15 protein-coding genes are annotated in these 24,747 nt (G+C 72.5%); 4 read left to right on the forward strand and 11 right to left on the reverse strand.

Annotated features, from left to right (window positions below):
* Positions 1-103: 103 nt before the first annotated feature.
* Positions 104-2,185, reverse strand: coding sequence for an NAD(+) synthase (locus D3A59_RS16030; protein ID WP_119156047.1), 2,082 nt, complete (start codon positions 2,183-2,185; stop codon positions 104-106).
* Between the two features lie 180 nt (positions 2,186-2,365).
* Between D3A59_RS16030 and D3A59_RS16035 the strand changes: the two genes are divergently transcribed.
* Both D3A59_RS16035 and D3A59_RS16040 read left to right on the forward strand, forming a co-directional pair.
* Positions 2,366-3,547 carry a GNAT family N-acetyltransferase gene (locus tag D3A59_RS16035; RefSeq protein WP_119156049.1) on the forward strand — a complete coding sequence of 394 codons (1,182 nt, stop codon included), beginning with the start codon at positions 2,366-2,368 and terminating at the stop codon, positions 3,545-3,547.
* Positions 3,548-3,768: 221 nt separating this feature from the next.
* Positions 3,769-4,236, forward strand: a complete 468-nt coding sequence (locus D3A59_RS16040; RefSeq protein WP_119156051.1) for a PEP-CTERM sorting domain-containing protein — start codon at positions 3,769-3,771, stop codon at positions 4,234-4,236.
* Positions 4,237-4,292: 56 nt separating this feature from the next.
* Here D3A59_RS16040 and D3A59_RS16045 read toward each other — a convergent pair whose 3' ends face one another.
* From D3A59_RS16045 to ppa, 6 genes are all read right to left on the reverse strand, one after another.
* The gene (locus D3A59_RS16045; RefSeq protein ID WP_119156053.1) at positions 4,293-7,091 is read right to left on the reverse strand and encodes a M16 family metallopeptidase; all 2,799 of its coding nucleotides are present in this window, start codon (positions 7,089-7,091) and stop codon (positions 4,293-4,295) included.
* A gap of 116 nt (positions 7,092-7,207) precedes the next feature.
* Positions 7,208-10,453 carry an error-prone DNA polymerase gene (locus tag D3A59_RS16050; protein WP_119156055.1) on the reverse strand — a complete coding sequence of 1,082 codons (3,246 nt, stop codon included), beginning with the start codon at positions 10,451-10,453 and terminating at the stop codon, positions 7,208-7,210.
* Entirely contained in the window at positions 10,446-11,804 is a 1,359-nt protein-coding gene (locus D3A59_RS16055) for a Y-family DNA polymerase (protein WP_240636083.1), read from the reverse strand. Before D3A59_RS16055 ends, D3A59_RS16050 begins: the two co-directional genes overlap by 8 nt.
* On the reverse strand, positions 11,761-12,600 hold the full coding sequence (imuA, locus tag D3A59_RS16060) for a translesion DNA synthesis-associated protein ImuA (RefSeq protein WP_119156057.1): 840 nt from the start codon (positions 12,598-12,600) through the stop codon (positions 11,761-11,763). The genes D3A59_RS16055 and imuA overlap by 44 nt, the downstream gene beginning before the upstream one ends.
* Before the next feature lie 257 nt (positions 12,601-12,857).
* Positions 12,858-13,568 (reverse strand): glutathione S-transferase family protein, encoded by a 711-nt coding sequence (locus D3A59_RS16065; RefSeq protein WP_119156059.1) that lies wholly within the window; start codon positions 13,566-13,568, stop codon positions 12,858-12,860.
* A 166-nt stretch (positions 13,569-13,734) separates the two neighbouring features.
* Positions 13,735-14,274 carry an inorganic diphosphatase gene (ppa, locus tag D3A59_RS16070; RefSeq protein ID WP_119156060.1) on the reverse strand — a complete coding sequence of 180 codons (540 nt, stop codon included), beginning with the start codon at positions 14,272-14,274 and terminating at the stop codon, positions 13,735-13,737.
* Positions 14,275-14,525: 251 nt separating this feature from the next.
* On the opposite strand from ppa, the gene D3A59_RS16075 reads away from it, so the two are divergent.
* Positions 14,526-16,694: a sodium-translocating pyrophosphatase gene (locus D3A59_RS16075; protein ID WP_119156062.1), complete on the forward strand. Its 2,169-nt coding sequence runs from the start codon at positions 14,526-14,528 to the stop codon at positions 16,692-16,694.
* A gap of 138 nt (positions 16,695-16,832) precedes the next feature.
* On the forward strand, positions 16,833-17,717 hold the full coding sequence (locus D3A59_RS16080) for a spermidine synthase (protein ID WP_119156063.1): 885 nt from the start codon (positions 16,833-16,835) through the stop codon (positions 17,715-17,717).
* A gap of 111 nt (positions 17,718-17,828) precedes the next feature.
* Here the strand turns inward: D3A59_RS16080 and lpdA are convergent, their stop codons facing one another.
* The 4 genes from lpdA to aceE form a co-directional block, all read right to left on the reverse strand.
* Positions 17,829-19,646, reverse strand: coding sequence for a dihydrolipoyl dehydrogenase (lpdA, locus tag D3A59_RS16085; RefSeq protein WP_119156065.1), 1,818 nt, complete (start codon positions 19,644-19,646; stop codon positions 17,829-17,831).
* Between the two features lie 4 nt (positions 19,647-19,650).
* A complete protein-coding gene (locus D3A59_RS16090) occupies positions 19,651-20,223 on the reverse strand; it encodes an Ntn hydrolase family protein (RefSeq protein ID WP_119156067.1) in 573 nt (190 codons plus the stop codon).
* A gap of 85 nt (positions 20,224-20,308) precedes the next feature.
* On the reverse strand, positions 20,309-22,012 hold the full coding sequence (gene aceF / locus D3A59_RS16095; RefSeq protein ID WP_119156069.1) for a dihydrolipoyllysine-residue acetyltransferase: 1,704 nt from the start codon (positions 22,010-22,012) through the stop codon (positions 20,309-20,311).
* A 24-nt stretch (positions 22,013-22,036) separates the two neighbouring features.
* Entirely contained in the window at positions 22,037-24,745 is a 2,709-nt protein-coding gene (gene aceE / locus D3A59_RS16100; RefSeq protein WP_119156071.1) for a pyruvate dehydrogenase (acetyl-transferring), homodimeric type, read from the reverse strand.
* Between the last annotated feature and the right edge of the window lie 2 nt (positions 24,746-24,747).

The following is a 24,747-nucleotide window of genomic DNA, read 5'->3' on the forward strand; positions in this document are numbered from 1 at the left end:
GATGTGAACTGCGGCTAGTTTAAGCGGGCTTGACTGCCGGCAAGCGGCGGGCGCCGCATCGGCACCTGCGCGGTATCGGACTCGCGACGCCTCCCGCGCGCCCTCAGGGCGACGAGGGCGCGGGCGCGGCGTCCGGCACCCGCTCGAGCTCCGCCATCCACACCACCGCCTCCGAGTCGCTCGGCGCGCGCCAGTCGCCGCGTGGCGACAGCGAGCCGCCGGAGCCCACCTTGGGGGCGTTCGGCACCGCGCTGCGCTTGAACTGGCTGGTCTTGAAGAAGCGCCACACGAAGGTGCGCAGGTGGCGCTTGATCGTCGCGAGCTCGTAGGCGTTGCGCGCGACATGCCCGCCCTCGGGCCAGCGGCCGGCCTGCGCGTCGCGCCAGGCGTGCCACGCGAGGAAGGCGACCTTGGACGGCGCGAAGCCGTAGCGCAGGACGTAGTAGAGGTTGAAGTCCTGCAGCTCGTAGGGGCCGATCGCGCTCTCGGTGCTCTGCCCCGGCTGGCCGGCGGCGTCGCCGGGGACGAGCTCCGGGCTGATCTCGGTGTCGAGGATGTCGAGCAGCACCTGACTGCCCTGCCCGCCCACCTGCTTCGTCTCGGCGACCCAGCGCACCAGGTGCTTGATCAGCGTCTTCGGGACGCTCGCGTTGACGTTGTAGTGCGACATGTGGTCGCCCACGCCGTAGGTGCACCAGCCGAGCGCCAGCTCGCTGAGGTCGCCGGTGCCGACGACGATGCCGTCGTGGTGGTTGGCGAGGCGGAACAGGTGGCTGGTGCGCTCGCCGGCCTGCACGTTCTCGAAGGTGACGTCGTACTGCGGTTGCCCGTCGACGAAGGGATGGCCGATGTCCTTGAGCATCTGCAGGCAGCTCGGGCGGATGTCGATCTGCTGCGCGCTGCAGCCGATCGCCTGCATCAGCCGCAGCGCCTGGTCGAGCGTGCGCGAGCTCGTCGCGAAGCCGGGCATCGTGTAGCCGAGGATGTCGCTGCGGGGGCGGCCGAGCCGGTCCATCGCCTTGGCGCACACCAGCAGCGCGTGGGTCGAGTCGAGGCCGCCCGAGACGCCGATCACGAGCTTCCTGATGTTCGCCGCGGTCATGCGCTGCACCAACGCCTCGACCTGGATGTTGTAGACCTCCAGGCAGCGCTCGTCGCGCAGCGCCGCGTTCGACGGCACGTAGGGGAAGCGCTCGACGTGCCGCTCCAGCGGCAGCACCTCGGCGCGCGGCAGGCCGAGCGCGAAGCGCACGGTGCGGAAGCGCGCGAGCTGCTCCCTGTGGCGGCGCGCCGACGCGCCGAAGGTGGTCATGCTCATGCGCTCGCGCGACAGCCGGTCCAGGTCCACGTCGGCGCGGATCCAGTGCGAGTCGAAGGAGAAGCGCTCGGACTCGGCGAGCATCTCGCCCTTCTCGCAGATCAGCGCCTGGCCGTCCCAGCCGAGGTCGGTGGTCGATTCGCCCAGGCCCGCCGACGAGTACAGGTAGGCCGCGAGGCAGCGCGCGGACTGCTGGGCGACGAGCTGGTGGCGGTAGGCCGACTTGCCGACCGTGATGTTCGAGGCCGACAGGTTCACCAGCACCGTCGCGCCGGCGAGCGCCGCGTAGGACGAGGGCGGGATCGGCACCCAGACGTCCTCGCAGATCTCGACGTGGAAGCGGAAGTTCGGCAGGTCCTCGGCCTCGAAGATCGTCTCGGCGCCGAAAGGCACGCCCTGCTGGCCGCACAGCTCGATCGCGGTCGAGACGGCGTGGTCGGCCGGGTTGAACTGGCGGCCCTCGTAGAACTCGCCGTAGTTCGGCAGATAGCTCTTGGGCGCCACGCCGAGGATGCGGCCGCGGTGCACCACCGCCGCGCAGTTGAACAGCAGGTGGTCGACGCGCAGCGGCAGGCCGACGATCGCCACCGCCGGGCAGTCGGCGGAGGCCTCGACGACGCGCGCGAGCGCCGCCTCGCTGGCGTCGAGCAGCGCGCGCTGGTGGAACAGGTCCTCGCAGGTGTAGGCCGACAGGCCGAGCTCCGGGAAGGCCACCAGTGCGGCGCCGGAGCGCGCCGCCTCGTGCAGCAGCGCGATGGTCTGCGCGGCGTTGAACTCGGGGTCGGCGACGCGGCAGCGCGGCACCGCCACCGCGACACGGGCGAAGCCGTGGGAGTAGAGGCTGAAGAAGGGATCGCTCGGGGTCAAGGTGCAGGCTCCTGACGGTCTCGGGGAAGGCCCGGGCACGGCGGGTGTACGTCACGCCACACCAGCAGGCGCCGTGCCGTTTCAGTACGCTCGGGGGGGCCGGCAGGGCGGCGGGTCTCGTGCGCCGCCGGGCCGCGCGACACGCCCCGGCGGCACGGGGCGGGAAGAAACAGGACGGGAATGGATCGCTCGAACGATTATGTCATCCGGGTGGCGGGCAAGCCCGCCGAGGTGGACGCGGCTGCGTGGGACGCGCTCGCGGACGCGTCGCCGCTGGCGGGGCCCTTCGTGCGCCACGCCTACCTGCAGGCGCTGCACGAGTCGCGCAGCGCCGTGGCGAAGACCGGCTGGACGCCGCAGTTCCTCACCGTCTGGCTGCGCGACGCGCTCGTCGCCGCCTGCCCGCTCTACCTGAAGAGCCACTCCTACGGCGAGTACGTGTTCGACTGGGCCTGGGCCGAGGCCTACCAGCGCCACGGCCTCGACTACTACCCGAAGCTGCTCGCGGCGGTCCCCTTCACGCCGGTGCCGGGCCCCCGCCTGCTCGCGCGCGACGACGCGGCGCGGCGCGCGCTGCTGCAGGGCCTGCAGGCGCTGGCCGAGCGCGGCGGGCTGTCGTCGGCGCACGTGCTCTTCCTCGACGACGCCGACCTCGCCGCGGTGCAGGCCGCCGAGGCCGAGGGCTGGATGCTGCGCAGCACGGTGCAGTTCCACTGGTGCAACCGCGAGCCCGAGCCCTACGCCGACTTCGCCGACTTCCTCGCCGGACTGCAGCGCGACAAGCGCAAGAAGATCCAGCAGGAGAGGCGCCGCGTCGCCGAGGCCAGCGTCACCTTCCGCACGCTGCGCGGCGCCGAGATCGGGCGCGAGGACTGGGACTTCTTCCACCGCTGCTACGAGGCCACCTACCGCGCGCACTTCTCCACCCCCTACCTGACGCGCGAGTTCTTCGCGCGCATGCAGCGCGACATGCCGGAACACTGGCTGCTGTTCGTCGCCGAGCGCGGCGGCGAGCGCATCGCCGCGTCGCTGCTGGCGATCGACGCCGCGCGCGGCACCGCCTACGGGCGCTACTGGGGCGCGACCGAGTCCGTGTCCTGCCTGCACTTCGAGGCCTGCTACTACCGGCCGCTCGAGTGGTGCATCGCGCAGGGATTCCGGCGCTTCGAGGGTGGCGCGCAGGGCGAGCACAAGATGGCGCGCGGGCTGCTGCCGGTGCGGACCTGGTCGGCGCACTGGCTGAGCCACCCGGCCTTCGCCGACGCGGTGGCGCGCTTCCTCGAGCGCGAGGGCGCCGGCGTCGAGGCCTACGTGGACGAGCTGCGCGAGCGCAACCCGTTCAAGGCCGACGACCCGGCCTGAGCCACCGCCCGCCGCCTGCCACGAGCAAGCGCGGGGCGTCAGCCCCCGGCTTCCGGGATCGCACCGAGGCAGGGGGTGCCTGCATGGCCCGCCCGCCCCCTAGCATCTTCCGGCCGGACCCGACCGGGCAGGCCCGGCGCCGCCGGACCGCGCGCCGGTGGCGGCGCCGAGGGCCTCGACGCGCCCTCGCCCGGTCCCCTTCACGGCAGGAAAGGACCTCCATGTCGAAACTCCGGACCCTGGGACTGGCGGCGGCGCTGTCGTTCGCCGCGAGCGCCACCCCGGCCCAAGGGCTCAAGCACGGCAGCGCCGATCCCGTCCCCGCTCTCGCGGGCGGCATGCCGCAGGCGGATCCCGCCCCGCCGTCGCCCTTCGCCGGTGCCAGCCTGTTCGCCCTCCCGCAGGCCGGCAGCGCGCCGGCGCTGCACGCGACCTCCTTCTCGGCGCTCGCGAAGCACCCCCGCTACCTGCCCTTCGACGGCCTCGACGGCGCGCAGGCGCTGTCCGCGCCGGCCTTCGACGAGACGGGCTGGACGGACGCCGACCTGCCGCCGACCGGCACCGCGCTCGACGGCAGCGCCGCCGGCACCGCGGTGCCCTTGCGCGCCATCCCGGAGCCGAACGTCTACGCGCTGCTGCTCGCGGGCCTGGCCGCCGGCGCCTGGGCCTCGCGGCGCCGCAAGCGCTGAGGGCGGGGCCGGCCGCCGCGGCAACCGGCCCGCCGGAAGCCCGCCCGCAAGGAGGCTCAGGGCTTGAAGTCCCCGCCCACCGCGGTGACGAACTGCGAGGGGTTCACGTACTTGCGCAGCGCCGCATTCACCTGCTCCACCGTCAGGGCCTGCAGCGCCTCGTCGACGCGCTGCGAGACCGAGAAGTCGCGGTTCAGGAACAGGTTGCTCGCCAGCGCGCCGGCGAGCGTGTCGTCCTGCGCACGCGACAGCGCGCGGCGGCTCAGCAGCCCGCGCTTGCCGGCGGCGAGCTCCTCGGCGGTGAAGCCCCCCTTGAGCGCGCCCTCGACCACCTCGCGGAAGGCGGCCTCGACCTTGGCGCGGTTGGACGGCGCGAAGATCGCCGAGCCGCTCCACTGCGAGTTGGGCTCGAAGCTGTTCCACTGCATCGAGCTGCGCACGTCGTAGGACAGCCCGCCCTGCTCGCGGATGCGCTTCCACAGCCGCGAGTCGCCGCCCGCGCCAAGCAGCCAGTTGGCCATCATCAGCGCCGGGTAGTCGGGATGCAGGTCGTTGAGCGGCACGCTCAGGCGCACGCCGAGCGTCGCGTTCTGCTTGTCGGGCGTCTCGAACACCATGCGCGTCGGCGGCACCTCGACGAAGGGCGCCGGCACGCGCGTGAAGGGCAGCGGGCTCGCCCAGTTGCCGAAGGCCTTCTGCAGCGCCTCGCGCGTGGCCGACACGTCAAGGTCGCCGACCGCGCCGAACTGCGCGTGCGAGGCGCCGAGGAAGCGCTGGTGGTACTGGCTCAGCCCCTGCACCGTCACCGCCTTCAGGTCGGCCTCGATCTCGTCGAAGGTGCGCGCATGCCGCACGTCGCCGCGCGGGTAGGGATTGCCGTGGCGCGCCAGGCCGTTGGCGACCTGGGCCTCGGGCTCCTTGCGCTGCTGCTCGACCGCGGTCAGCATCTGCCGGCGCACCTCCTCGAGCGCATCGGGCGGCAGCGCCGGCTCGCGCAGCAGCTCGCCGAGGAGCTCGATCACCGCCGGCAGGTGCTGGCGCCGCGTGGTCAGCGACACCTGCAGCGCGCCGGGCGAGCCGCCGATGCCCATCTCGGTCTGCAGCTCGTCGAGGCGGTCCCGGATCTGCTGGCGCGACAGCCGGCGCGTGCCCTTGTCGAGCATCTGCGCGAGCATCGACGCCGCATCGCCGCTGCCGAACAGGCTCTTCTCGTCGCCGAAGCGCAGCACCAGCGTCGCCTGCACCAGGCTGCCGCGCGTCGGCTTGGGCAGCAGCGCCACCTCCAGCCCGCCGCGGTTCTGGTGCTCGATCACGAAGCGCTGCGTCAGCCGGTCGATGTTGGCCGGCGTCGCGACGAAGGCCGCGACCTGCCCTGCCCCCTCCTGCGGCTTGAAGTCGCGCAGCTGCTCGGCCACGTCCACCCGCTGCGGCGCCGGCGCGCGCTGCGGCGCCTCGGTGGGCAGGTAGGTGGCGAGCGTGCGGTTGGACGGCACGAAGCGCTGCGTCGCGACGCGCTGCACGTCCTCGGCCTTCAGCGCCCGCATGCGGTCGCGCAGCAGGAAGAAGAGCCGCCAGTCGCCCTGCGCGACCGACTCCGACAGCGCCACGCCGAGCGACTCGGGGTCGGCATAGAGCTGCTCCCAGGCATTGATCCAGCGCACGCGGGCGCGTTGCAGCTCGGCGGGCGTCACCGGCTCCTTCTCGAAGGATTCGAGCGTGCCGAGCAGCACCTCGCGGGCACGCGCGAGGTCCTGCCCGGGGCCGAGCTCGACCCCGGCCATCAGGAAGCCGGGGTCCGCCAGCGGCCGCGAGAAGGCGAACACCGATGAGGCGAGGCCGGCCTCGACCAGGCGCTGATGCAGCCGCCCAGCAGGCGCATCGGTCAGGATCGGTTCCAGCGCCTCGATCGCGGCGTAGTCCGGGTGCGCGCCGGGCATCACGTGGTAGCCGGCCATCACCAGCGGCGTGCCGCCGACGCGGCGCAGCGTCACCGTCCTCTCGCCGTCCTGTACCGGGTCGATGGTGTAGAGCTCGGGCAGCTCGCGCTTGGGCGCCGGGATGCGGCCGAAGTACTGCTGCACCCACTGCAGCACCTGCGCCGGCTCGAAGGCGCCGGCGACGATCAGCGTCGCGTTGTCGGGCTGGTAGTAGGTGCGGTAGAAGGCCTGCAGCCGGCCGATGTCGACGTTCTCGACGTCCGCGCGCGCCCCGATCGTCGAGTTGCCGTAGTTGTGCCACTGGTACATCGAGGCCAGCGCGCGCTGGAACAGGATGGAGCCGGGGTTGTTCTCGCCGCGCTCCATCTCGTTGCGCACCACCGTCATCTCGGTCTCGAGATCCTTCTTCGCGATGAAGCTGTTGACCATCGCGTCGGCCTGCCACGACAGGTACCAGCGCAGGTTCTCCTCGTTGGCCGAGAAGCTGGCGAAGTAGTTGGTGCGGTCGAACCAGGTGGTGCCGTTGGCGCGCATGCCGCGGCGCGTGAACTCGGCCAGGGCGTTGCGCGTGGTCGGCGTGCCCTTGAAGATCAGGTGCTCGAGCAGGTGCGCCATGCCGGTCTCGCCGTAGTTCTCGTGGCGCGAGCCGACGCGGTAGGTCAGGTTCACCGTGGTGGTGGGCTTGGAGCTGTCGGGCGCGAGCAGCACCTGCAGGCCGTTGGCGAGGCGGTACTCGGTGATGCCCTCGACCGAGGTGACGCGCTGCACGCCGCGCGGCAGCGCGGGCCCGGCCTGGGGCCTGGCCGGCGAGGGCGCCGCCTGCGGGGACGGGGTCTGCGTCTGGGCTTGCGCCGGGACGAGGACGGTGACGGTGACGGTGCACAGCAGGGCCAGCGTGGCCGGCAGCCGTTTGAGCATGGACTCTCCTTGGTTTCTCTTATGGTCGACGCAGTGTAGGCAGTTGCGCGCCCGCTGGGGAGCGCACAGGGGCATGGAGGCGCGAGCGGCAATTCCGGTTCCCGGCCCCGACGCCCTCAGTGGAAGTCGCGGCTCGCCGTCGCCAGCCGCCCGAGCAGCGGCGTCAGGTCCTCCAGGTGCCCGGCGATCAGGTGGCACACCGCGCCCTGCCGCTGCCAGCGGCCATGCACCGCGAGCAGCCGCGCCTGCAGCAGCGCGCGGCGCTGGCGCTCGCGCAGCGACTTCCAGACGATCACGTTGACGCAGCCGGTCTCGTCCTCGAGCGACACGAACACGGTGCCGTTCGCGGTGCCCGGCTGCTGGCGCATCGTGACGATGCCGCAGGCGCGCACGAGGCGGCCGTCGGGCGCGCCGGCCAGCTCCGCCGCGCTCGACAGCCGGCGCTGCGCCAGCAGCGGACGCAGCAGCGCGAGCGGATGGCGGCGCAGCGTCAGCCCGAGCGCGGCGTAGTCGAACACGATCTCCTCGCCCTCGGGCGCGGCGGGCAGATCGAGCGGCGCCTCGTCCACCGGCGCCTCACGCAGCAAGGCCTCATGCAGCAGCGCGGGCGCGGCGTGGCGCGCGCTCGCGTCCCAGAGCTGGCGGCGGCGGTGGCCGGCGAGGCTCGCGAGCGCGTCGGCCGCCGCCAGCGCCTTCAGCTCGCCCGCGTCCAGCCCGGCGCGGCGCGCGAGATCGTCCACGCCGGAGAAGGCCCCTGCGCCGCGCGCCGCCTCGATGCGCCGCGCGGCTGCCTCGCCCAGCCCCTGCACCAGCCGCAGCCCGAGGCGCACCGCGGGCTGGCGGTCCGCGAGCGGCGGCAGCGCCCAGGGCGCGGCGGGCGCGCCGCTGCCGCCGCGCCACGGCCGCTCGTCCTCGAGCGTGCAGTCCCAGCCGCTGCAGGACACGTCGGCCGGCCGCACCTCGATGCCGTGGCGGCGCGCGTCCTGCACCAGCTGCGAGGGGCTGTAGAAGCCCATGGGCTGCGAATTGATCAGCGCGGCGAGAAAGGCCGCCGGCTCGTGGCGCCGGATCCAGGCGCTGACGTAGACCAGCAGCGCGAAGCTCGCCGCGTGGCTCTCCGGGAAGCCGTACTCGCCGAAGCCCTCGATCTGGCGGAAGATCGCCTCGGCGAAGCCGCGCTCGTAGCCGCGCGCGAGCATGCCCTCGACGATGCGCTCGTGGAAGCGGTGCAGCCCGCCCTTGCGCCGCCACGCCGCCATCGCGCGGCGCAGCGCGTCGGCCTCGCCCGCCGAGAAGCCGGCGGCGATCATCGCCACCTGCATCACCTGCTCCTGGAAGATCGGCACGCCGAGCGTGCGCGCGAGCGCCGGCGCCAGCGCCGCGTCCGGCAGCGGCGGCCGCCACGCCGGGTCGCGGCGCTGCGCCTCGCGGCAGCGCAGGTAGGGATGCACCATGCCGCCCTGGATCGGGCCGGGGCGCACGATCGCGACCTCGACCACCAGGTCGTAGAAGCGGCGCGGCTGCAGCCGCGGCAGCATGCTCTGCTGCGCGCGGCTCTCGATCTGGAACACGCCGGTGGTGTCGGCACGGCAGCACATCTCGTAGGTCGCCGCGTCCTCGGCCGGGATGTCCTGCATGCGCACGGTGCGCCCGTGGCGCGTGCCGAGCAGGTCGAGCGCGCGGCGGATGGCGCTCAGCATGCCGAGCGCGAGCACGTCGACCTTCATCAGGCCGAGCGCCTCGATGTCGTCCTTGTCCCACTCGATCGTCGTGCGCCCCGCCATCGCGGCCGGCACCACCGGCACCGTCAGCGGCAGCGGCTGCTGCGTCAGCACGAAGCCGCCGACATGCTGGCTCAGGTGGCGCGGGAAGCCGAGCAGCGCCGGCACGAGTTCCAGCAGCAACCGCGCGCGGTGCTCCTGCGGGTCGAGCCCGGCCTCGGCGAGGCGCTGCGCGAGCGCGTCGCGGCCGTCCCACCACTGGTGGCTGCGTGCCAGCGCCTCGATGCGCGCGGCGTCGAGGCCGATCGCGCGGCCGACGTCGCGGATCGCGCTGCGCGGCCGGTAGCTGATGACGGTGGCGGCGAGCGCGGCGCGGTCGCGGCCGTACTTCGCGTAGAGGTGCTGGATCACCTCCTCGCGGCGCTCGTGCTCGAAGTCGACGTCGATGTCGGGCGGCTCGTCGCGCTCGCGGCTGACGAAGCGCTCGAACAGCACGCTCATGCGCGCCGGGTCGACCTCGGTGATGCCGAGGCAGAAGCACACCGCCGAGTTCGCCGCCGAGCCTCGGCCCTGGCAGAGGATGCCGCGGCCGCGCGCGAAGGCGACGACCCCGTGCACGGTCAGGAAGTAACGCTCGTAGGCCAGCTCGGCGATCAGCGCGAGCTCGTGCTCGAGCTGCGCCCGCACCTGTGGCGGCACGCCGGCGGGAAAGCGCCGCTGCGCGCCCTCCTCGGTGAGCCGGCGCAGCCAGCCCGCGGCCGTCTCGCCCGGCGGCACGACCTCCTCGGGATACTCGTAGCGCAGCTCGGCGAGGCTGAACTCGCAGCGCGCGGCGACCTCGAGCGTCGCGGCGAGCAGCGCGGGCGGGTAGATGCGCGCGAGCCGCGGGCGCGATCTCAGGTGCTGCTCGGCGTTCGGCGCGAGCGCGAAGCCGCACTCGGCCAGCGGCCGCCCGAGCCGGATCGCGGTCAGCACGTCCTGCAGCGGCTTGCGCGAGCGCAGGTGCATCAGCACGTCGCCGGCCGCCACCTGCGGCAGCCCGGTGAGCGCCGACAGCCGCGCCAGCACCTCCAGCCAGCGCGCGTCGTCGAGCGCGAGCAGCAGCTCGGCCGCGAGCCAGCAGCGCCCGGGCCACTGGCGCGCGGCCCACTGCGCCTGGGCGCGCAGCGTCTCGAAGGGCGCGTCGCGCGCCGGCACCCACAGCAGCACGCAGCCGGGCAGCGCGGCCTCGACGCGGCCGTCGCGCAGTTCGTCCCAGCCGAGCCGGTAGCGCCGGCCCTTCGGCGCGGCCAGCCGCAGCCGGCTGACGAAGCGGCTCAGCTCCCCGTAGCCGCCGCGCGTGCAGGCTAGCGCCACCAGCCGCGCCGGCTGCGGCGCGTCGATGCGGAACTCGGCGCCGACCAGCAGCTTCAGCCCGAGCCGGCGCGCCTCGACATGCGCGCGCACCACCCCCGCGAGCGAGCACTCGTCGGTGATCGCGAGCGCCGCGTAGCCGAGCGCATGCGCGCGCGCGACCAGCTCCTCGGGGTGCGAGGCGCCGCGCAGGAAGCTGAAGTTCGACGCGCAGTGCAGCTCGGCGTAGCCCGGCCCGCTCCCCTCCGGCTGCGGCACGGCCCCGTCCGCGCCGCCGGCCTCAGCCATAGAGGCCCTGCAGGAACCAGCCGGCGCCCTCCCCTTCGGCGCGGCGGCGCTCGCGGTAGATCCACAGCAGGCCGGCGCCGGGGCTGTGGGCGACGAAGTAGTCGCGCTCGGCGCGTGCCGGCGCGCCCGGCGACCCTCCCTCGCCGTCCCACCAGCCGGCCTCCAGGCGGTGCGGGCCGGCCAGCAGCTGCAGCGCGCCGTGGTAGTGAGGCCGGCCGTCGATCACGAGGAGCGGCAGCGGGACCTCGAGCAGCCAGGCCGGCTGCGGCGGGCCGGGCGGCGGCTCCGCCGCGGTGCCGCGGCGCCGCGCTCCCGCCGCCACGGGGCGAGGGCCGGCGCTGTCCGCCGCGCGCCAGCGCACGCGGCCTTCCGGCCGGTGGTCCTCGCGCGCCTGCGGCCACAGCACGCGCGCCGCGCCGAGCCGCGCCGCCAGCCGCTCGATGAGCTGCTGCAGCGGCTCGCCGCCGTCGCGGCGCGCGTCGGGCAGCAGCGAGGCGCTCGCCGGCGCCAGCGGCTCGACCTCCTCGGCGCGCAGGCGCAGCTCGTCCACAGGCGCCACGAGCCGCGTGCGCGCCAGGTGCTCGGCGAGCAGCCGCCCGAGATGCTCGACGTCGCGCGTCGCCTCGGCGGTGCGCAGCGGCAGCTCGCCGGCGCCCGCCCCGGCGCGCCGGCCCTCGCCGCGCCAGGCGAGCCGCAGCGCGCGCACGCCGGCCTGCCGCGCGGCCAGCCAGCCGGCGAGCTGCAGCAGCAGGCGGCGCGCGCCGAACATCAGCGCCGGGGCGCTCTCGACGCGGCCGGGCAGCTCCAGCCGCACGTCGAAGACCTCGGGCAGCACGAGCCAGGGATAGGCCTCGGGGCGCAGGCCGTAGGCCTGGTCGAGTGCCTCCAGCAGCAGCGCACCGGTGCGCCGTGCCAGGCCGCCGCGCGGCAGCCGGCGCAGCGCGCCGAGTGTGCGGCAGCCGAGCCGCTCGAGCAGCGGTGCGTGCGCCGCCGCGGCGCCGAGGGCCGCGAGCGGCAGCGCGTCGAGCAGTTCGGGCAGCGGCCGCGCGAAGCCGTCCGGCCCGCCGCAGCGCGCCAGCGCCAGCGCGCCCAGGCCGGTCGGCGCCCCTGCCAGCGCGGCGACGCCGAGCGCCGCGGCCTCCCGGCTCAGCCGCGCGTGCAGCGCGGCCTCGCCGCCGAACAGGCGCAGGCTCGCGGCCAGCTCCATCAGCACCGCCTCCTCGAGCAGGCAGACCCGCGGCGTGAACTGCAGCGCCCACCAGCCGAGCGGCAGGCGCGCATCGGCGGCGTCGTCGCCCCCGCCGGTCTCAGGCGACGCGCCATCGTGCGGGATCAGCGCCAGCCAGTGCATCGACCCGCTCCCCGGGCGTCGGCGCGCCGTCCTGCATCTGCGCGCCCGGCGCCGTCCCGTGCCGGGGCAGGCGCGGCGCCCGCAACGCGGGCCGCGGCACGATGCCGGCGAGCCCCGGCGGCAGCGCCGCCAGCTCGATCGGCGCGTCGAGCGCCGGGCCGCGGCGCTTGATCAGGCGCAGCTCCAGCCGCCCCGGCGCCTTCGGCGCGAGCCACAGCCGCAGCGGGGCCGGCGAGGCCTCGTCCTGCGCCGCCTCGGGCCGGAACACGAACACCGGCGCCGCGAGCAGCCGCGCCGCCGCCTGCAGCCGCCGCAACTCGGCGGCGCGGGCCTGCGGCAGCCAGATCAGCGCGGCGCCGAAGTCGCCGCTGCGCAGCACCTGCTCGGCCGCCCACAGCCGCTCGGCGGCGCTGTCGGCGCGCACCCAGAGCAGCCGCGGCAGCGCCGTCGCGCCCCAGCCCGGCCAGTGCGGCAGGTAGGGCGGGCCCACCAGCACCAGCGGGGCGCCGCCGGCCGCCAGCCGCCGCAGGGCCGGGCCGAGCAGCTGCCACTCGCCGCAGCCGGGGCGCGGCTGCAGCAGTTCGGTGATCGATTGCACCGGCCAGCCGCCGCCGGGCAACTGCGCATCGAGCGCGGCATGCCCGCTCGGCACCACCGGCAGCGCTTCGCGGCCGAGCTCGCCAGCGCGCCAGAGCCCCGCAGGCAGCTCGCCGGGCCAGCGCTGCGGCAGCGCTGCCAGGGCCTGTTCCCCACCGGGACGGGGCAGCGAATCGGGCGCGCGGGACAGGGCGGACATCGGACGTCAGGGGGCAGCGGAGAGTCGGAGGCAAGGCACAAATACTGTGTTTTCATACAGTATATGTGGACTTTTTCCGCCTGCCAGCCCCCATGCGGGGCCGGGGTGCCGGGCTGTCGCGCGAAGCCGACAGGAGCGCACCGGCAGTCATCGCGCGCAAGCTCCCGATGGCGCGCCGGGCTGCGCTCCGGGGCAGGCGCGGCCCTGCGCCGGCCCGCCTCCCGGCGCCTCGGCGAGAACGAGTTGCAGGGCGGGCTTTAGGCCCCGGGCTCGGCCGGCCGGCCGGTCTCCACCATCTTCAGCGCGTCCTGCGCGAACTTGCGGGCCTGCTCGTCCTGGTCGGCGTCGAGGTCGATCGAGGACGGCGGCACCGTGATGCCCTTCTGCACCGCGGGCCGGGCACGGATCGCCGCCAGCCAGCGCTGCAGGTGCGGCAGGTCGTCGATCTCGACCCCCGACCAGCGGTGCGTGCGCACCCAGGCCCAGTTGGCGATGTCGGCGATCGAATACTCGCCGGCCAGGTACTCGTGCTGCTGCAGCCGCGTGTCGAGCACGCGCAGGAGCCGCCGGGTCTCGCCCTGGTAGCGGTCGATCGCCGTCTGGATGCGCTCGGGCAGGTAGCGGTGGAACACGTTGGCCTGCCCCATCATCGGGCCGACCCCGCCCATCTGGAACATCAGCCACTGCACGACCTGCGAGCGGCCCTTGGCATCGGCGGGCAGCAGCCGCCCGGTCTTCTCCGCCAGGTACAGCAGGATGGCGCCGGACTCGAACACCGCGAAGTCGCCCTCGTCCCGATCGACGATGGCCGGGATGCGCCCGTTCGGATTGATGGCGAGGAACCAGGGCTCCTTCTGGTCCTTCTTCCCGAGGTCGAGCACCTGCGGCCGGTAGGGCAGCGCGAGTTCCTCCAGCGCGATGGAGATCTTGTGGCCGTTGGGCGTCGCCGCCGTGTAGAGATCGATCATCGGTGCCTGCCTTCCCGGGACGGGGCGTCCCGACGGCATCCTAAGCCCCGGGCCGACCGCCGGGCTCCCCGGGCCCGCGCCTGTGCGGGCATGAAAAAACCGGCCCTCGGGCCGGTCCTTCGTGTTGCGCGCCGCTGCCGCGGAAGCGGCCGCGGTGGGCGGCTTCTTACTTCTGGTGCGACTTGGCGAAGTTGGCGATGCCGTCGGTGACTTCCTGGCGGGCGGCCTCGGGGCCTTCCCAGCCCTGCACCTTGACCCACTTGCCGGGCTCGAGGTCCTTGTAGTGCTCGAAGAAGTGCTGGATGCGCTTGAGGATCAGCTCCTCCACGTCCTCGGGCTTCTGCAGCTTCTTGTAGATCGGCAGGATCTTGTCGGTCGGCACCGCGAGCAGCTTGGAGTCGCCGCCGGCCTCGTCCTCCATCTTCAGGATGCCGATCGGGCGGCAGGGGACCACGACGCCCGGGATCAGCGGATAGGGCGTGATCACCAGCACGTCGACCGGGTCGCCGTCGGCGGCCAGGGTCTGCGGCACGTAGCCGTAGTTGCACGGGTAGTGCATCGCGGTGCCCATGAAGCGGTCGACGAACAGCGCGCCGGTCTCCTCATCGACTTCGTACTTGATCGGGTCGGCGTTCATCGGGATCTCGATGATCACGTTGAACTGCTCGGGCGCCTTGGCGCCAGGGGTCACGTTGTGCAGGCTCATGGCGAGGGTTCTCTTCGTGCAAAAGTGGGCAAACGAGCCCGCGAGTTTACCGGGCCGGCTTGCGATCGCCTGACGCCGGTACCTGCCCCTTCCCGGGGCGACCCCGCGGAACACGCGATTGCCGCCGCCGCGGCCTTGGCATAGAGTGGGCCGGCGATCCGGCACGCAGCACCCCGGCCCCAGGGAGCGAGACCCTGCGACCGGCCGGCCGCGCCCGGCCCGACCTCCTCCCGGCGGCACAGGAGAAGCCCATGTCCGACTCCTCGATGGCGCTGTACTTCGCGCTGTTCTGCGGCCTCGCCGCGGTGGTCTACGGCTTCGCGATGCGCGGCTGGATCCTGAGGCAGCCCGCGGGCGACGCCCGCATGCGGGAGATCGCCGACGCCGTGCAGCAGGGGGCGGCGGCCTACCTGGCGCGGCAGTACCGCACGATCGCCGTCGTCGGCCTCGTGCTCGCGCTGCTGCTCGGCCTCTTCATCGGCCTCGCCACCGCCTTCGCCTTCGTGCTCGGCGCGCTGCTGTCGGGCGCCTGCGGCTTCATCGGCATGAACATCTCGGTGCGCGCCAACGTGCGCACCGCGCAGGCCGCGACGCTCGGCCTCGGCGAGGCGCTGAAGGTCGCCTTCCGCGGTGGCGCGATCACCGGCATGCTGGTGGTCGGGCTCGGGCTGCTGGGCGTCGGCGGCCTGTACGCCTACCTCGTCGCCGGCGACGTGCCGCCGCGCGATCTCGCGCACCGGCTCGCGCCGCTGATGGGCCTGGCCTTCGGCGCCTCGCTGATCTCGATCTTCGCGCGGCTCGGTGGCGGCATCTTCACCAAGGGCGCCGACGTCGGCGCCGACCTCGTCGGCAAGGTCGAGGCCGGCATCCCCGAGGACGACCCGCGCAACCCGGCGGTGATCGCCGACAACGTCGGCGACAACGTCGGCGACTGCGCCGGCATGGCCGCCGACCTGTTCGAGACCTACGCGGTGACGCTGATCGCGACGATGGTGCTCGGCGCGCTGATGCTCGGCGACGCCGCGCTCGAGGCCACCGCCTACCCGCTCGCGCTCGGCGGCGTGTCGATCCTCGCGTCGATCGTCGGCTGCAGCGTCGTGAAGGCCTCGCCCGGCATGAGGAACGTGATGCCGGCGCTCTACCGCGGGCTGGCCGTGTCGGGCCTGCTGTCGCTGGTGGGCTTCTGGTTCGCGACGAACGCCGTGATGCCCGACGACGCGCTGGGCCTCGCCGGCAGCCGGCTGCGGCTGTTCGCGGCGAGCGTGGTCGGCCTCGTGCTCACCGCGCTGCTGGTGTGGGTGACCGAGTACTACACCGGCACGCAGTACCGGCCGGTGCGCCACGTCGCGCAGGCCTCGACCACCGGGCACGGCACCAACATCATCGCGGGGCTGGGCCTGTCGATGCGCTCGACCGCCTGGCCGGTGCTGTTCGTCTGCGCGGCCATCCTCTCGGCCTTCTGGCTGGCGGGGCTCTACGGCATCGCCGTCGCCGCGACCTCGATGCTCAGCATGGCCGGCATCATCGTCGCGCTCGACGCCTACGGCCCGATCACCGACAACGCCGGCGGCATCGCCGAGATGGCCGGGCTGCCGCAGGAGGTGCGCGACGTCACCGACCCGCTCGACGCGGTCGGCAACACCACCAAGGCGGTCACCAAGGGCTACGCAATCGGCTCGGCGGGGCTGGCGGCGCTGGTGCTGTTCGCCGACTACACGCACGCGCTCGAGGCGAGCGGGCGCAGCCTGAGCTTCGACCTGTCGAACCACCTGGTGATCGTCGGTCTCTTCATCGGCGGGCTGATCCCCTACCTGTTCGGCGCGATGGCGATGGAGGCGGTCGGGCGCGCCGCGGGCGCGGTGGTCGAGGAGGTGCGGCGCCAGTTCCGCGAGATCCCCGGGATCATGGAGGGGACGGCGAAGCCCGAGTACGGCCGCGCGGTGGACATGCTGACCGGCGCGGCGATCCGGGAGATGATCGTGCCGAGCCTGCTGCCGGTGGCGGTGCCGGTCGCGGTGGGCCTGCTGCTCGGGCCGGCGGCGCTCGGCGGGCTGCTGATGGGCACCATCGTCACCGGCATCTTCGTCGCGATCTCGATGTGCACCGGCGGCGGCGCATGGGACAACGCGAAGAAGTACATCGAGGACGGCCACCACGGCGGCAAGGGCAGCGAGGCGCACAAGGCCGCCGTCACCGGCGACACGGTGGGCGACCCCTACAAGGACACCGCCGGCCCGGCCGTGAACCCGCTCATCAAGATCATCAACATCGTCGCGCTGCTGATCGTGCCGCTGCTGCCCGGCGGACTGCCGCCCGAGCTGGCCCGGCCCGAGGTCGCGCCGCCGCCCCCCTCGCAGTCGCGTGCCGGCCCGGCCCTGCCGGCGGCCGCCCGCCCCGTCCTGCCCGCCCGCGCCGGCTGAGACTGCTTCCGAGATTCCCTCCGGCCTCCGAACCCCGGCGCGGCCCCGGGCACGGGCGCCGGGGCGACGCGGCCGGCGCCAACGGTGCCGACAGGGACATCGGGCCGCAGCCGCCCTTCCTCCGCGACACTGGCCGACGTGCCCTCGAACCGCCTGCCCGGCAGCCTCGCCGCCGCCCTGATGCTCGCCCTCGTGCTGCCGGCCGACGCCGCGCTGGTGCACCGGGAGACCTCCGCCTTCGGCACCCTCTACGTCCACGATGAGGCCGGCGAGCGCTGCCTGAGCTTCAACCCCCGGCGCGACCAGCGCCAGACCTGCATCGACCTGGACGAGCCGCAGCGCCTGGTGTTCGAGTACTACAAGGGGATGATGGCGGCGCTCTACCTGAACTCCGCGCCGCGGCGCGTGCTGGTGATCGGCCTCGGCGGCGGTGCGCTGCCGGCGGCGCTGCAGCGGCTCTTCCCGGCGCTGGAGATGGACATCGTGGAGATCGACCCGGCCGTGGTGCGCGTCGCGCGGAAGTTCTTCGGCTTCCACCCGGCGGCCGGAACGCACATCCACGAGGAGGACGGCCGCGCCTTCGTGCAGCGGGCGCGCAAGGCGGGGCGGCAGTACGACCTCGTGATGCTCGACGCCTTCGACCCCGACTACATACCCGCGCACCTGATGACGCTGGAGTTCCTGCTGGAGTTGAAGGACCTGCTCGCCGAGGACGGGGTGGTCGCGGCCAACACCTTCTCGACCAGCCGACTGCAGCAGCAGGAGACCGCCACCTACTTCGGTGCCTTCGGGGCCTTCTACAACCTCAAGGGCGGCAACCGCATCATCCTCGCCACCCGGGACGGCATCCCGCCGCTGGAGAGCGTGTCGGCGAGCGCGAAGGCGCTCGACGAGCGGCTGCGGCCGCTCGGGATCGAGCGCCAGGAGTTGCTGATGCGCTTCACCCTGCAGCAGGAGATGCCGCGCAACGCGCGGGTGCTGAGCGACCGGCAACTGCCGTCCGGGACGCCGGGAAAGAAATAGCTCTCGTCCCGTCGCCCTGCCCCCGGCGGACCGCGGCCGCCCGGGCAGCGAATGCCGGGGCGGCCGCGAGAGGATGTCGGAGCGGCCGAAGCCGCGACCCGGGAACGCTGCTTACTTGCGCTGCGGCGGCAGGTCCGTGCACGAGCCGTGCGCGACCTCGGCGGCCATGCCGATCGACTCGCCCAGCGTCGGGTGCGGGTGGATGGTCTTGCCGATGTCCACCTCGTCCGCGCCCATCTCGATCGCAAGCGCGATCTCGCCGATCATGTCGCCCGCGTGCGTGCCGACGATGCCGCCGCCGACGATGCGGCCGGTCTCGGCGTCGAACAGCAGCTTCGTGAAGCCCTCGTCGCGGCCGTTGGCAATGGCGCGGCCGGAAGCGGTCCACGGGAACAGGCCCTTCTTCACTTTCCTGCCCTCGGCCTTGGCCTGGTCCTCGGTCAGGCCCACCCACGCCACCTCGGGATCGGTGTAGGCCACGCTCGGGATCACGCGCGCGTCGAACGCCGCCTTGTGGCCTGCGGCGACCTCGGCCGCCACGTGCGCCTCGTGCACCGCCTTGTGCGCGAGCATCGGCTGGCCGACGACGTCGCCGATGGCGAAGATGTGCGGCACGTTGGTGCGCATCTGGATGTCGACCGGGATGAAGCCGCGGTCGCTCACCACGACGCCGGCGTTCTCGGCGCCGATCTTCTTTCCATTCGGCGTGCGGCCGACGGCCTGCAGCACGAGGTCGTAGAGGCCCTCGCTCCTGGTGCCGTCCTGCGCCTCGAACTGCACGCGGATGCCCTCGGGCGTCGCCTCGGCGCCGACGGTCTTCGTCTTCAACATGATGTTGTCGAAGCGCGGCGCGTTCATCTTCTGCCAGACCTTGACGAGGTCGCGGTCCGCGCCCTGCATCAGGCCGTCCATCATCTCGACCACGTCCAGGCGCGCGCCGAGCGTCGAGTAGACGGTGCCCATCTCCAGGCCGATGATGCCGCCACCGATGATCAGCATCTTCTTCGGCGTCTCGCGCAGCTCCAGCGCGCCGGTCGAGTCGACGATGCGCGGGTCCTGCGGCAGGAAGGGCAGGCGCACTGCCTGCGAGCCCGCGGCGATGATCGCGTTCTTGAAGCGGATGGTCTTGCTGGCGCCGGTGCGTTCCTGGGCGTCGCCCGAGGTCTCCTCGACCTTGACGTGGTGCGGATCGACGAAGTTGCCGTAGCCGCGCACGATCGTCACCTTGCGCATCTTCGCCATCGCGGCGAGGCCGCCGGTGAGCTTGCCCACCACCTTGGCCTTGTGGCCGCGCAGCTTGTCGATGTCCACGCTCGGTTCGCCGAACGAGACGCCGAGGTCGGCGAAGTGCTTCACCTCGTCCATCACCGCCGCGACGTGCAGCAGCGCCTTCGACGGGATGCAGCCGACGTTCAGGCACACGCCGCCGAGCGTCGCGTAGCGCTCGACCAGCACCACCTTCATGCCGAGGTCGGCGGCGCGGAAGGCGGCCGAGTAGCCGCCGGGGCCGGCGCCGAGCACGAGCACGTCGCACTCGAGGTCGGCCGTGCCGGAGAAGCTCGCTGCGGCAGGCGTCGGCGCCACGGGCGCCGCCTTCGGGAAGGAGGCCTCCTGCCCCGTCGAGTAGGACTCGGGCGCGGTGGGCTGCGCCGGGGCCGGCGCGGCGGCGGCCGGCGCACCGGCTGCGGCGCCCTCGGCCTCCAGCGTCAGGATCACCGAGCCCTGGTTCACGGTGTCGCCGAGCTTGACCTTGAGCTCCTTCACCACGCCGGCGTGCGAGGAGGGAATCTCCATCGAGGCCTTGTCACTTTCCACCGTGATCAGGCTCTGCTCGGCCTTCACGGTGTCGCCGGGTTTGACCAGCACTTCGATGATCGCTACGTCCTTGAAGTCGCCGATGTCGGGGACGCTGACGTCGATGAGGGCCATGGGATCAGCCTTTCAGTTTCATGGCGTGGACCTTCACCGGTCCCGCCGAGTTCTTGTCGAATTCGCAGCCGGCCCGGCAGCCGATCTCGGCCACCTCGCGGGCAGTGCGTGCCTTGTCGTATGCGGCGTACATCGCGCCGAGCGCGAAGCTGCGCCCCGAGCCGATGCCCCAGAAGCGGTCGAACTCGAAGACCTCGCGGTAGGAGTAGATGCCGTAGATGCCGCTGGCGTTGGCGATGACGGCGGTGAACTGCGAGGACTCGTAGGGGTCGGCGTCCTCCTCGCGGGTGTTGAGGAAGAACTTCTCCTTGAGCTGCGGGTGCAGCCGCAGGAAGGTCTCGAACACCTCGTCGCGCGAGCTCAAGCGGAGCTGGTCGGCGGGCAGCGCGCCGAGCGCCTTGCGCAGCACCGCGAAGTGCGCGGTGGTGCCGGCCATGCCGATCCAGTTGTCGCCGACCTTGAACAGCTTCTCGTTGACCTCGTAGCCGTGCGCCAGCCGCGTGTCGCCGAAGGTCACCAGCGTGTCCGCGGCGATCGCCACCTGATCGCCCTTCTTCACCACCACCACGGTCGTCATGCTCGCAACCTCTCCTTCGCTTCGGGACTTCTGCCGCAGCCGGAGCACGGGACGCGCCCGCCGGGGCGCGCGCGTCCCGTTGCCGTCACAGCATCACGCGACGGAAGTCCGCGAGCACCTGGCCGAGGTAGGCGTTGAAGCGGGCCGCGGCCGCGCCGTCGATGACGCGATGGTCCCAGCTCAGGGACAGCGGCAGCATCAGGCGCGGCACGAACTGCTTGCCGTCCCACTTCGGCTCCATGCTCGACTTGCACACACCCAGGATCGCGACCTCGGGAGCGTTGATGATCGGCGTGAAGTAGCGCCCGCCGATGCCGCCGAGCGAGGAGATCGAGAAGCAGCCGCCGGTCATGTCGGCGGGGCCGAGCTTGCCGTCGCGCGCCTTCTTGGCGAGCTCGTTCATCTCCTGGCTGATCTGCAGGATGCCTTTCTTGTCGGCGTCCCGGATCACCGGCACCACCAGACCGTTGGGCGTGTCCGCCGCGAAGCCGATGTGGTAGTACTGCTTCTGGACGATCTGGTCGCCGTCGAGCGAGGCGTTGAACTCGGGGAACTTCTTCAGCGCCGCGACCGAGGCCTTGATCAGGAAGGCGAGCATCGTGACCTTGACGCCGCTCTTCTCGTTCTCCTTGTTGAGCTGCACGCGGAAGGCTTCCAGCTCGGTGATGTCCGCGTCGTCGTGGTTCGTGACGTGCGGGATGATCACCCAGTTGCGGTGCAGGTTGGCGCCGGAGATCTTCTTGATGCGCGACATCTCCTTGCGCTCGACCGGGCCGAACTTCGCGAAGTCGACCTTCGGCCAGGGCAGCAGGCCCAGGCCGCCGCCCTCGACCGCGCCGGCGGCCGCGGCCGCCGGGGCCTTGGCCTTCTGCGCCTGCGTCTGCACCTGGCCGGCCATCACGCCCTTGACGAAGCCGTGCACGTCCTGCTGGGTGATGCGGCCCTTCGGGCCGGTGCCCGGCACCTCGGCCAGCGGCACGCCGAGCTCGCGGGCGAGCGCGCGGATCGCGGGCGAGGCGTGCGGCAGCTTGCCGCTGGGAGCGGTCGGCTCGTGGGCCGGCAGCTTGGCGGTCGGCACGGTGCGCTCGACCGGCTGGCTCGCGAGGTCCGCCGGGGCGGCTGCCGCCGCGGACGGGGCCGCGGCAGGCGCCGGGGCTGCGGCGGCCGGCGCGGGCACAGGTGCGGCGGCGCCGCCGCCTGCCTGCTCGATGACCGCGACCGGCGTGCCCTTGGACACCTTGTCGCCGAGCTTGACCTTCAGCTCCTTGACCACGCCGGCGTGCGAGGACGGGATCTCCATCGAGGCCTTGTCGCTCTCGACCGTGATCAGGCTCTGCTCGACCTTGACGGTGTCGCCGACCTTGACCAGCAGCTCGATCACCGCGACCTCGTCGAAGTCGCCGATGTCGGGCACCACGGCCTCGACCCGACCACCGGAGGCGGCGGGCGCGGGCGCCGGTGCCGCGGAGGCGGCGGCCTCGGCCGCTGCGCCGGGCGCGGGCGCGACCGTCAGGGACGGCACGGGCACCGCAGGCGCCGGCGCGGCCGCCGCGTCGCTCTCGACCAGCAGCAGCAGGCTGCCCTCGCTGACCTTGTCGCCGAGCTTGACCTTCATCTCCTTGATCACGCCGGCGTGCGTCGCCGGGATCTCCATCGAGGCCTTGTCGGACTCGACCGTCACCAGGCTCTGCTCGACCTGGATCTTGTCGCCGGGCTTGACCAGGACCTCGATGACCTCGACGTCCTTGAAGTCCCCGATGTCGGGGACCTTGACTTCAACCAGTGCCATGTTCTTCTTCCTTCGGCTCGGCTCTCAGGCGTACAGCGGGTTGATCTTGTCGGCGTTGAGGCCGTACTTCGCGATCGCCTCGGCGACCTTGGCGACCGGCACCTTGCCCTCGTCGGCCAGCGTCTTCAGCGACGCGACGACGACGTAGTGGCGGTTGACCTCGAAGTGCTCGCGCAGCTTGCCGCGGAAGTCGCTGCGGCCGAAGCCGTCGGTGCCCAGCACGCGGTAGACGCGGCCCGCCGGGATGAAGGCACGGATCTGCTCCGCGAAGCTCTTCATGTAGTCGGTCGAGGCGATCACCGGGCCGTCGTGCGGCAGCAGCTGCTGCGTCACGTAGGGCACGCGCGGCGTCTCGGTCGGGTGCAGCAGGTTCCAGCGGTCGCAGTCCTGGCCTTCGCGGCCCAGCTCGTTGAAGCTCGGGCAGCTGAAGACGTTGGCCGACACGCCCCAGTCCTTGGCCAGCAGCTCGGCGGCGGCGATCGACTCGCGCAGGATGGTGCCGGAGCCGAGCAGGTTCACGCTCGGGCCGCCGTTCTTCGCGCCTTCCTGCAGCAGGTACATGCCCTTGATGATCTGCTCTTCCGTGCCCGGCTTGAGTCCCGGCTGCGCATAGTTCTCGTTGAGCAGCGTCAGGTAGAAGAAGACGTTGTCCTGCTTCTCCACCATGCGCTTGAGGCCATGGTGCAGGATCACGCCGACTTCATGCGCGAAGGTCGGGTCGTAGCTGATGCAGTTCGGGATCGTGCCGGCGAGGATGTGGCTGTGGCCGTCCTCGTGCTGCAGGCCCTCGCCGTTGAGCGTGGTGCGCCCCGAGGTGCCGCCGAGCAGGAAGCCGCGCGCCTGCATGTCGCCGGCGGCCCAGGCCAGGTCGCCGATGCGCTGGAAGCCGAACATCGAGTAGTAGACGTAGAACGGGATCATCACGCGGTTGTTCGTCGAGTACGACGTCGCCGCAGCGATCCACGAGCTCATGCCGCCCGCCTCGTTGATGCCTTCCTGCAGGATCTGGCCGGCCTTGTCCTCCTTGTAGTACATCACCTGGTCCTTGTCGACCGGGGTGTACTGCTGGCCCGCGGGGTTGTAGATGCCGATCTGGCGGAACAGGCCCTCCATGCCGAAGGTGCGCGCCTCGTCGACGAGGATCGGCACCGTGCGCGGGCCCAGCTCCTTGTCGCGCAGCAGCTGCGTCAGGAAGCGCACGTAGGCCTGCGTCGTCGAGATCTCGCGGCCCTCGGCGGTCGGCTCGAGCACAGCCTTGAAGGTCTCCAGCGGCGGCACGGTGAACTGCTCGTCGGCCTTCGGGCGGCGCTTCGGCAGGTAGCCGCCGAGCGCGGCACGGCGCTCCTGCAGGTAGCGCATCTCGGGCGTGTCGTCGGCCGGCTTGTAGAACGGCACCTCGGCGAGCTTGTCGTCGGGGATGGGGATGTTGAAGCGGTCGCGCATGCCGCGGATGTCGTCTTCCGTCAGCTTCTTGGTCTGGTGCGCGGTGTTCTTGCCCTCGCCGCTCTTGCCCATGCCGTAGCCCTTGACGGTCTTCACGAGCAGCACGGTCGGCTGGCCCTTGTGGTTGACCGCGCGGTGGTAGGCCGCGTAGACCTTCTGAGGGTCGTGGCCGCCACGGTTCAGGCGCCAGATGTCGTCGTCGCTCATCTTGGCGACCATCTCCAGCAGCTTCGGGTGCTTGCCGAAGAAGTGCTTGCGCACGAAGGCGCCGTCGTTGGCCTTCATCGCCTGGTAGTCGCCGTCGAGCGTCTCCATCATGACCTTGCGCAGCAGGCCTTCCTTGTCGCGCGCCAGCAGCGGATCCCAGTAGCCGCCCCACAGCAGCTTGATGACGTTCCAGCCCGCGCCGCGGAACTCGCCCTCGAGCTCCTGCACGATCTTGCCGTTGCCGCGCACCGGACCGTCCAGGCGCTGCAGGTTGCAGTTGACGACGAAGATCAGGTTGTCGAGCTTCTCGCGCGCGGCCAGGCCGATCGCGCCCAGGCTCTCGGGCTCGTCCATCTCGCCGTCGCCGCAGAACACCCAGACCTTGCGCTTGGAGGTGTCGGCGATGCCGCGCGCGTGCAGGTACTTCAGGAAGCGCGCCTGGTAGATCGCCATCAGCGGGCCCAGGCCCATCGACACCGTCGGGAACTGCCAGAACTCGGGCATCAGCTTCGGGTGCGGGTAGCTGGAGAGGCCCTTGCCGTCCACTTCCTGGCGGAAGTTCAGCAGCTGCTCCTCGGTGATGCGGCCTTCCATGTAGGCGCGCGCGTAGATGCCGGGCGAGGAGTGGCCCTGGATGTAGAGCAGGTCGCCGCCGTGGTCGGGCGTGTCGGCGTGCCAGAAGTGGTTGAAGCCGGCGCCGAACATCGTCGCGACCGACGCGAACGAGGAGATGTGGCCGCCGAGGTCGCCGCCGTCCGCGGGGTTGTGGCGGTTGGCCTTCACGACCATCGCCATCGCGTTCCAGCGCATGTAGGCGCGCAGCCGCTCCTCGATGTCGAGGTTGCCCGGGCAGCGCTCCTCCTGGTCGGGCGGAATGGTGTTGACGTAGGCGGTGTTGGCGGAGAACGGCATGTCGATGCCGGCCTGGCGCGCCTGGTCGATCAGCTGCTCGAGCAGGAAGTGGGCGCGCTCGGGACCTTCTGCTTCGATGACGGCGGACAGGGCATCCAGCCACTCGCGGGTTTCCTGTGCGTCGGCGTCGTTGGCCGCTGCGCCCAGGAAGGAATCAGGCAATGCAGACATGC

Origin of the sequence: Caldimonas tepidiphila (genome assembly GCF_003569765.1) — a bacterium.
Taxonomy (GTDB): domain Bacteria; phylum Pseudomonadota; class Gammaproteobacteria; order Burkholderiales; family Burkholderiaceae_C; genus Caldimonas; species Caldimonas tepidiphila.

Coding starts and splice junctions, on each gene's coding strand:
- imuA (WP_119156057.1), bottom strand. CDS start 12,600: ATGTCCGCCCTGTCCCGCGCGCCCGATTCGCTGCCCCGTCCCGGTGGG.
- D3A59_RS16035 (WP_119156049.1), top strand. CDS start 2,366: ATGGATCGCTCGAACGATTATGTCATCCGGGTGGCGGGCAAGCCCGCC.
- D3A59_RS16065 (WP_119156059.1), bottom strand. CDS start 13,568: ATGATCGATCTCTACACGGCGGCGACGCCCAACGGCCACAAGATCTCC.
- ppa (WP_119156060.1), bottom strand. CDS start 14,274: ATGAGCCTGCACAACGTGACCCCTGGCGCCAAGGCGCCCGAGCAGTTC.
- aceE (WP_119156071.1), bottom strand. CDS start 24,745: ATGTCTGCATTGCCTGATTCCTTCCTGGGCGCAGCGGCCAACGACGCC.
- D3A59_RS16090 (WP_119156067.1), bottom strand. CDS start 20,223: ATGACGACCGTGGTGGTGGTGAAGAAGGGCGATCAGGTGGCGATCGCC.
- D3A59_RS16055 (WP_240636083.1), bottom strand. CDS start 11,804: ATGCACTGGCTGGCGCTGATCCCGCACGATGGCGCGTCGCCTGAGACC.
- D3A59_RS16040 (WP_119156051.1), top strand. CDS start 3,769: ATGTCGAAACTCCGGACCCTGGGACTGGCGGCGGCGCTGTCGTTCGCC.
- D3A59_RS16045 (WP_119156053.1), bottom strand. CDS start 7,091: ATGCTCAAACGGCTGCCGGCCACGCTGGCCCTGCTGTGCACCGTCACC.
- lpdA (WP_119156065.1), bottom strand. CDS start 19,646: ATGGCCCTCATCGACGTCAGCGTCCCCGACATCGGCGACTTCAAGGAC.
- D3A59_RS16075 (WP_119156062.1), top strand. CDS start 14,526: ATGTCCGACTCCTCGATGGCGCTGTACTTCGCGCTGTTCTGCGGCCTC.
- aceF (WP_119156069.1), bottom strand. CDS start 22,012: ATGGCACTGGTTGAAGTCAAGGTCCCCGACATCGGGGACTTCAAGGAC.
- D3A59_RS16050 (WP_119156055.1), bottom strand. CDS start 10,453: ATGGCTGAGGCCGGCGGCGCGGACGGGGCCGTGCCGCAGCCGGAGGGG.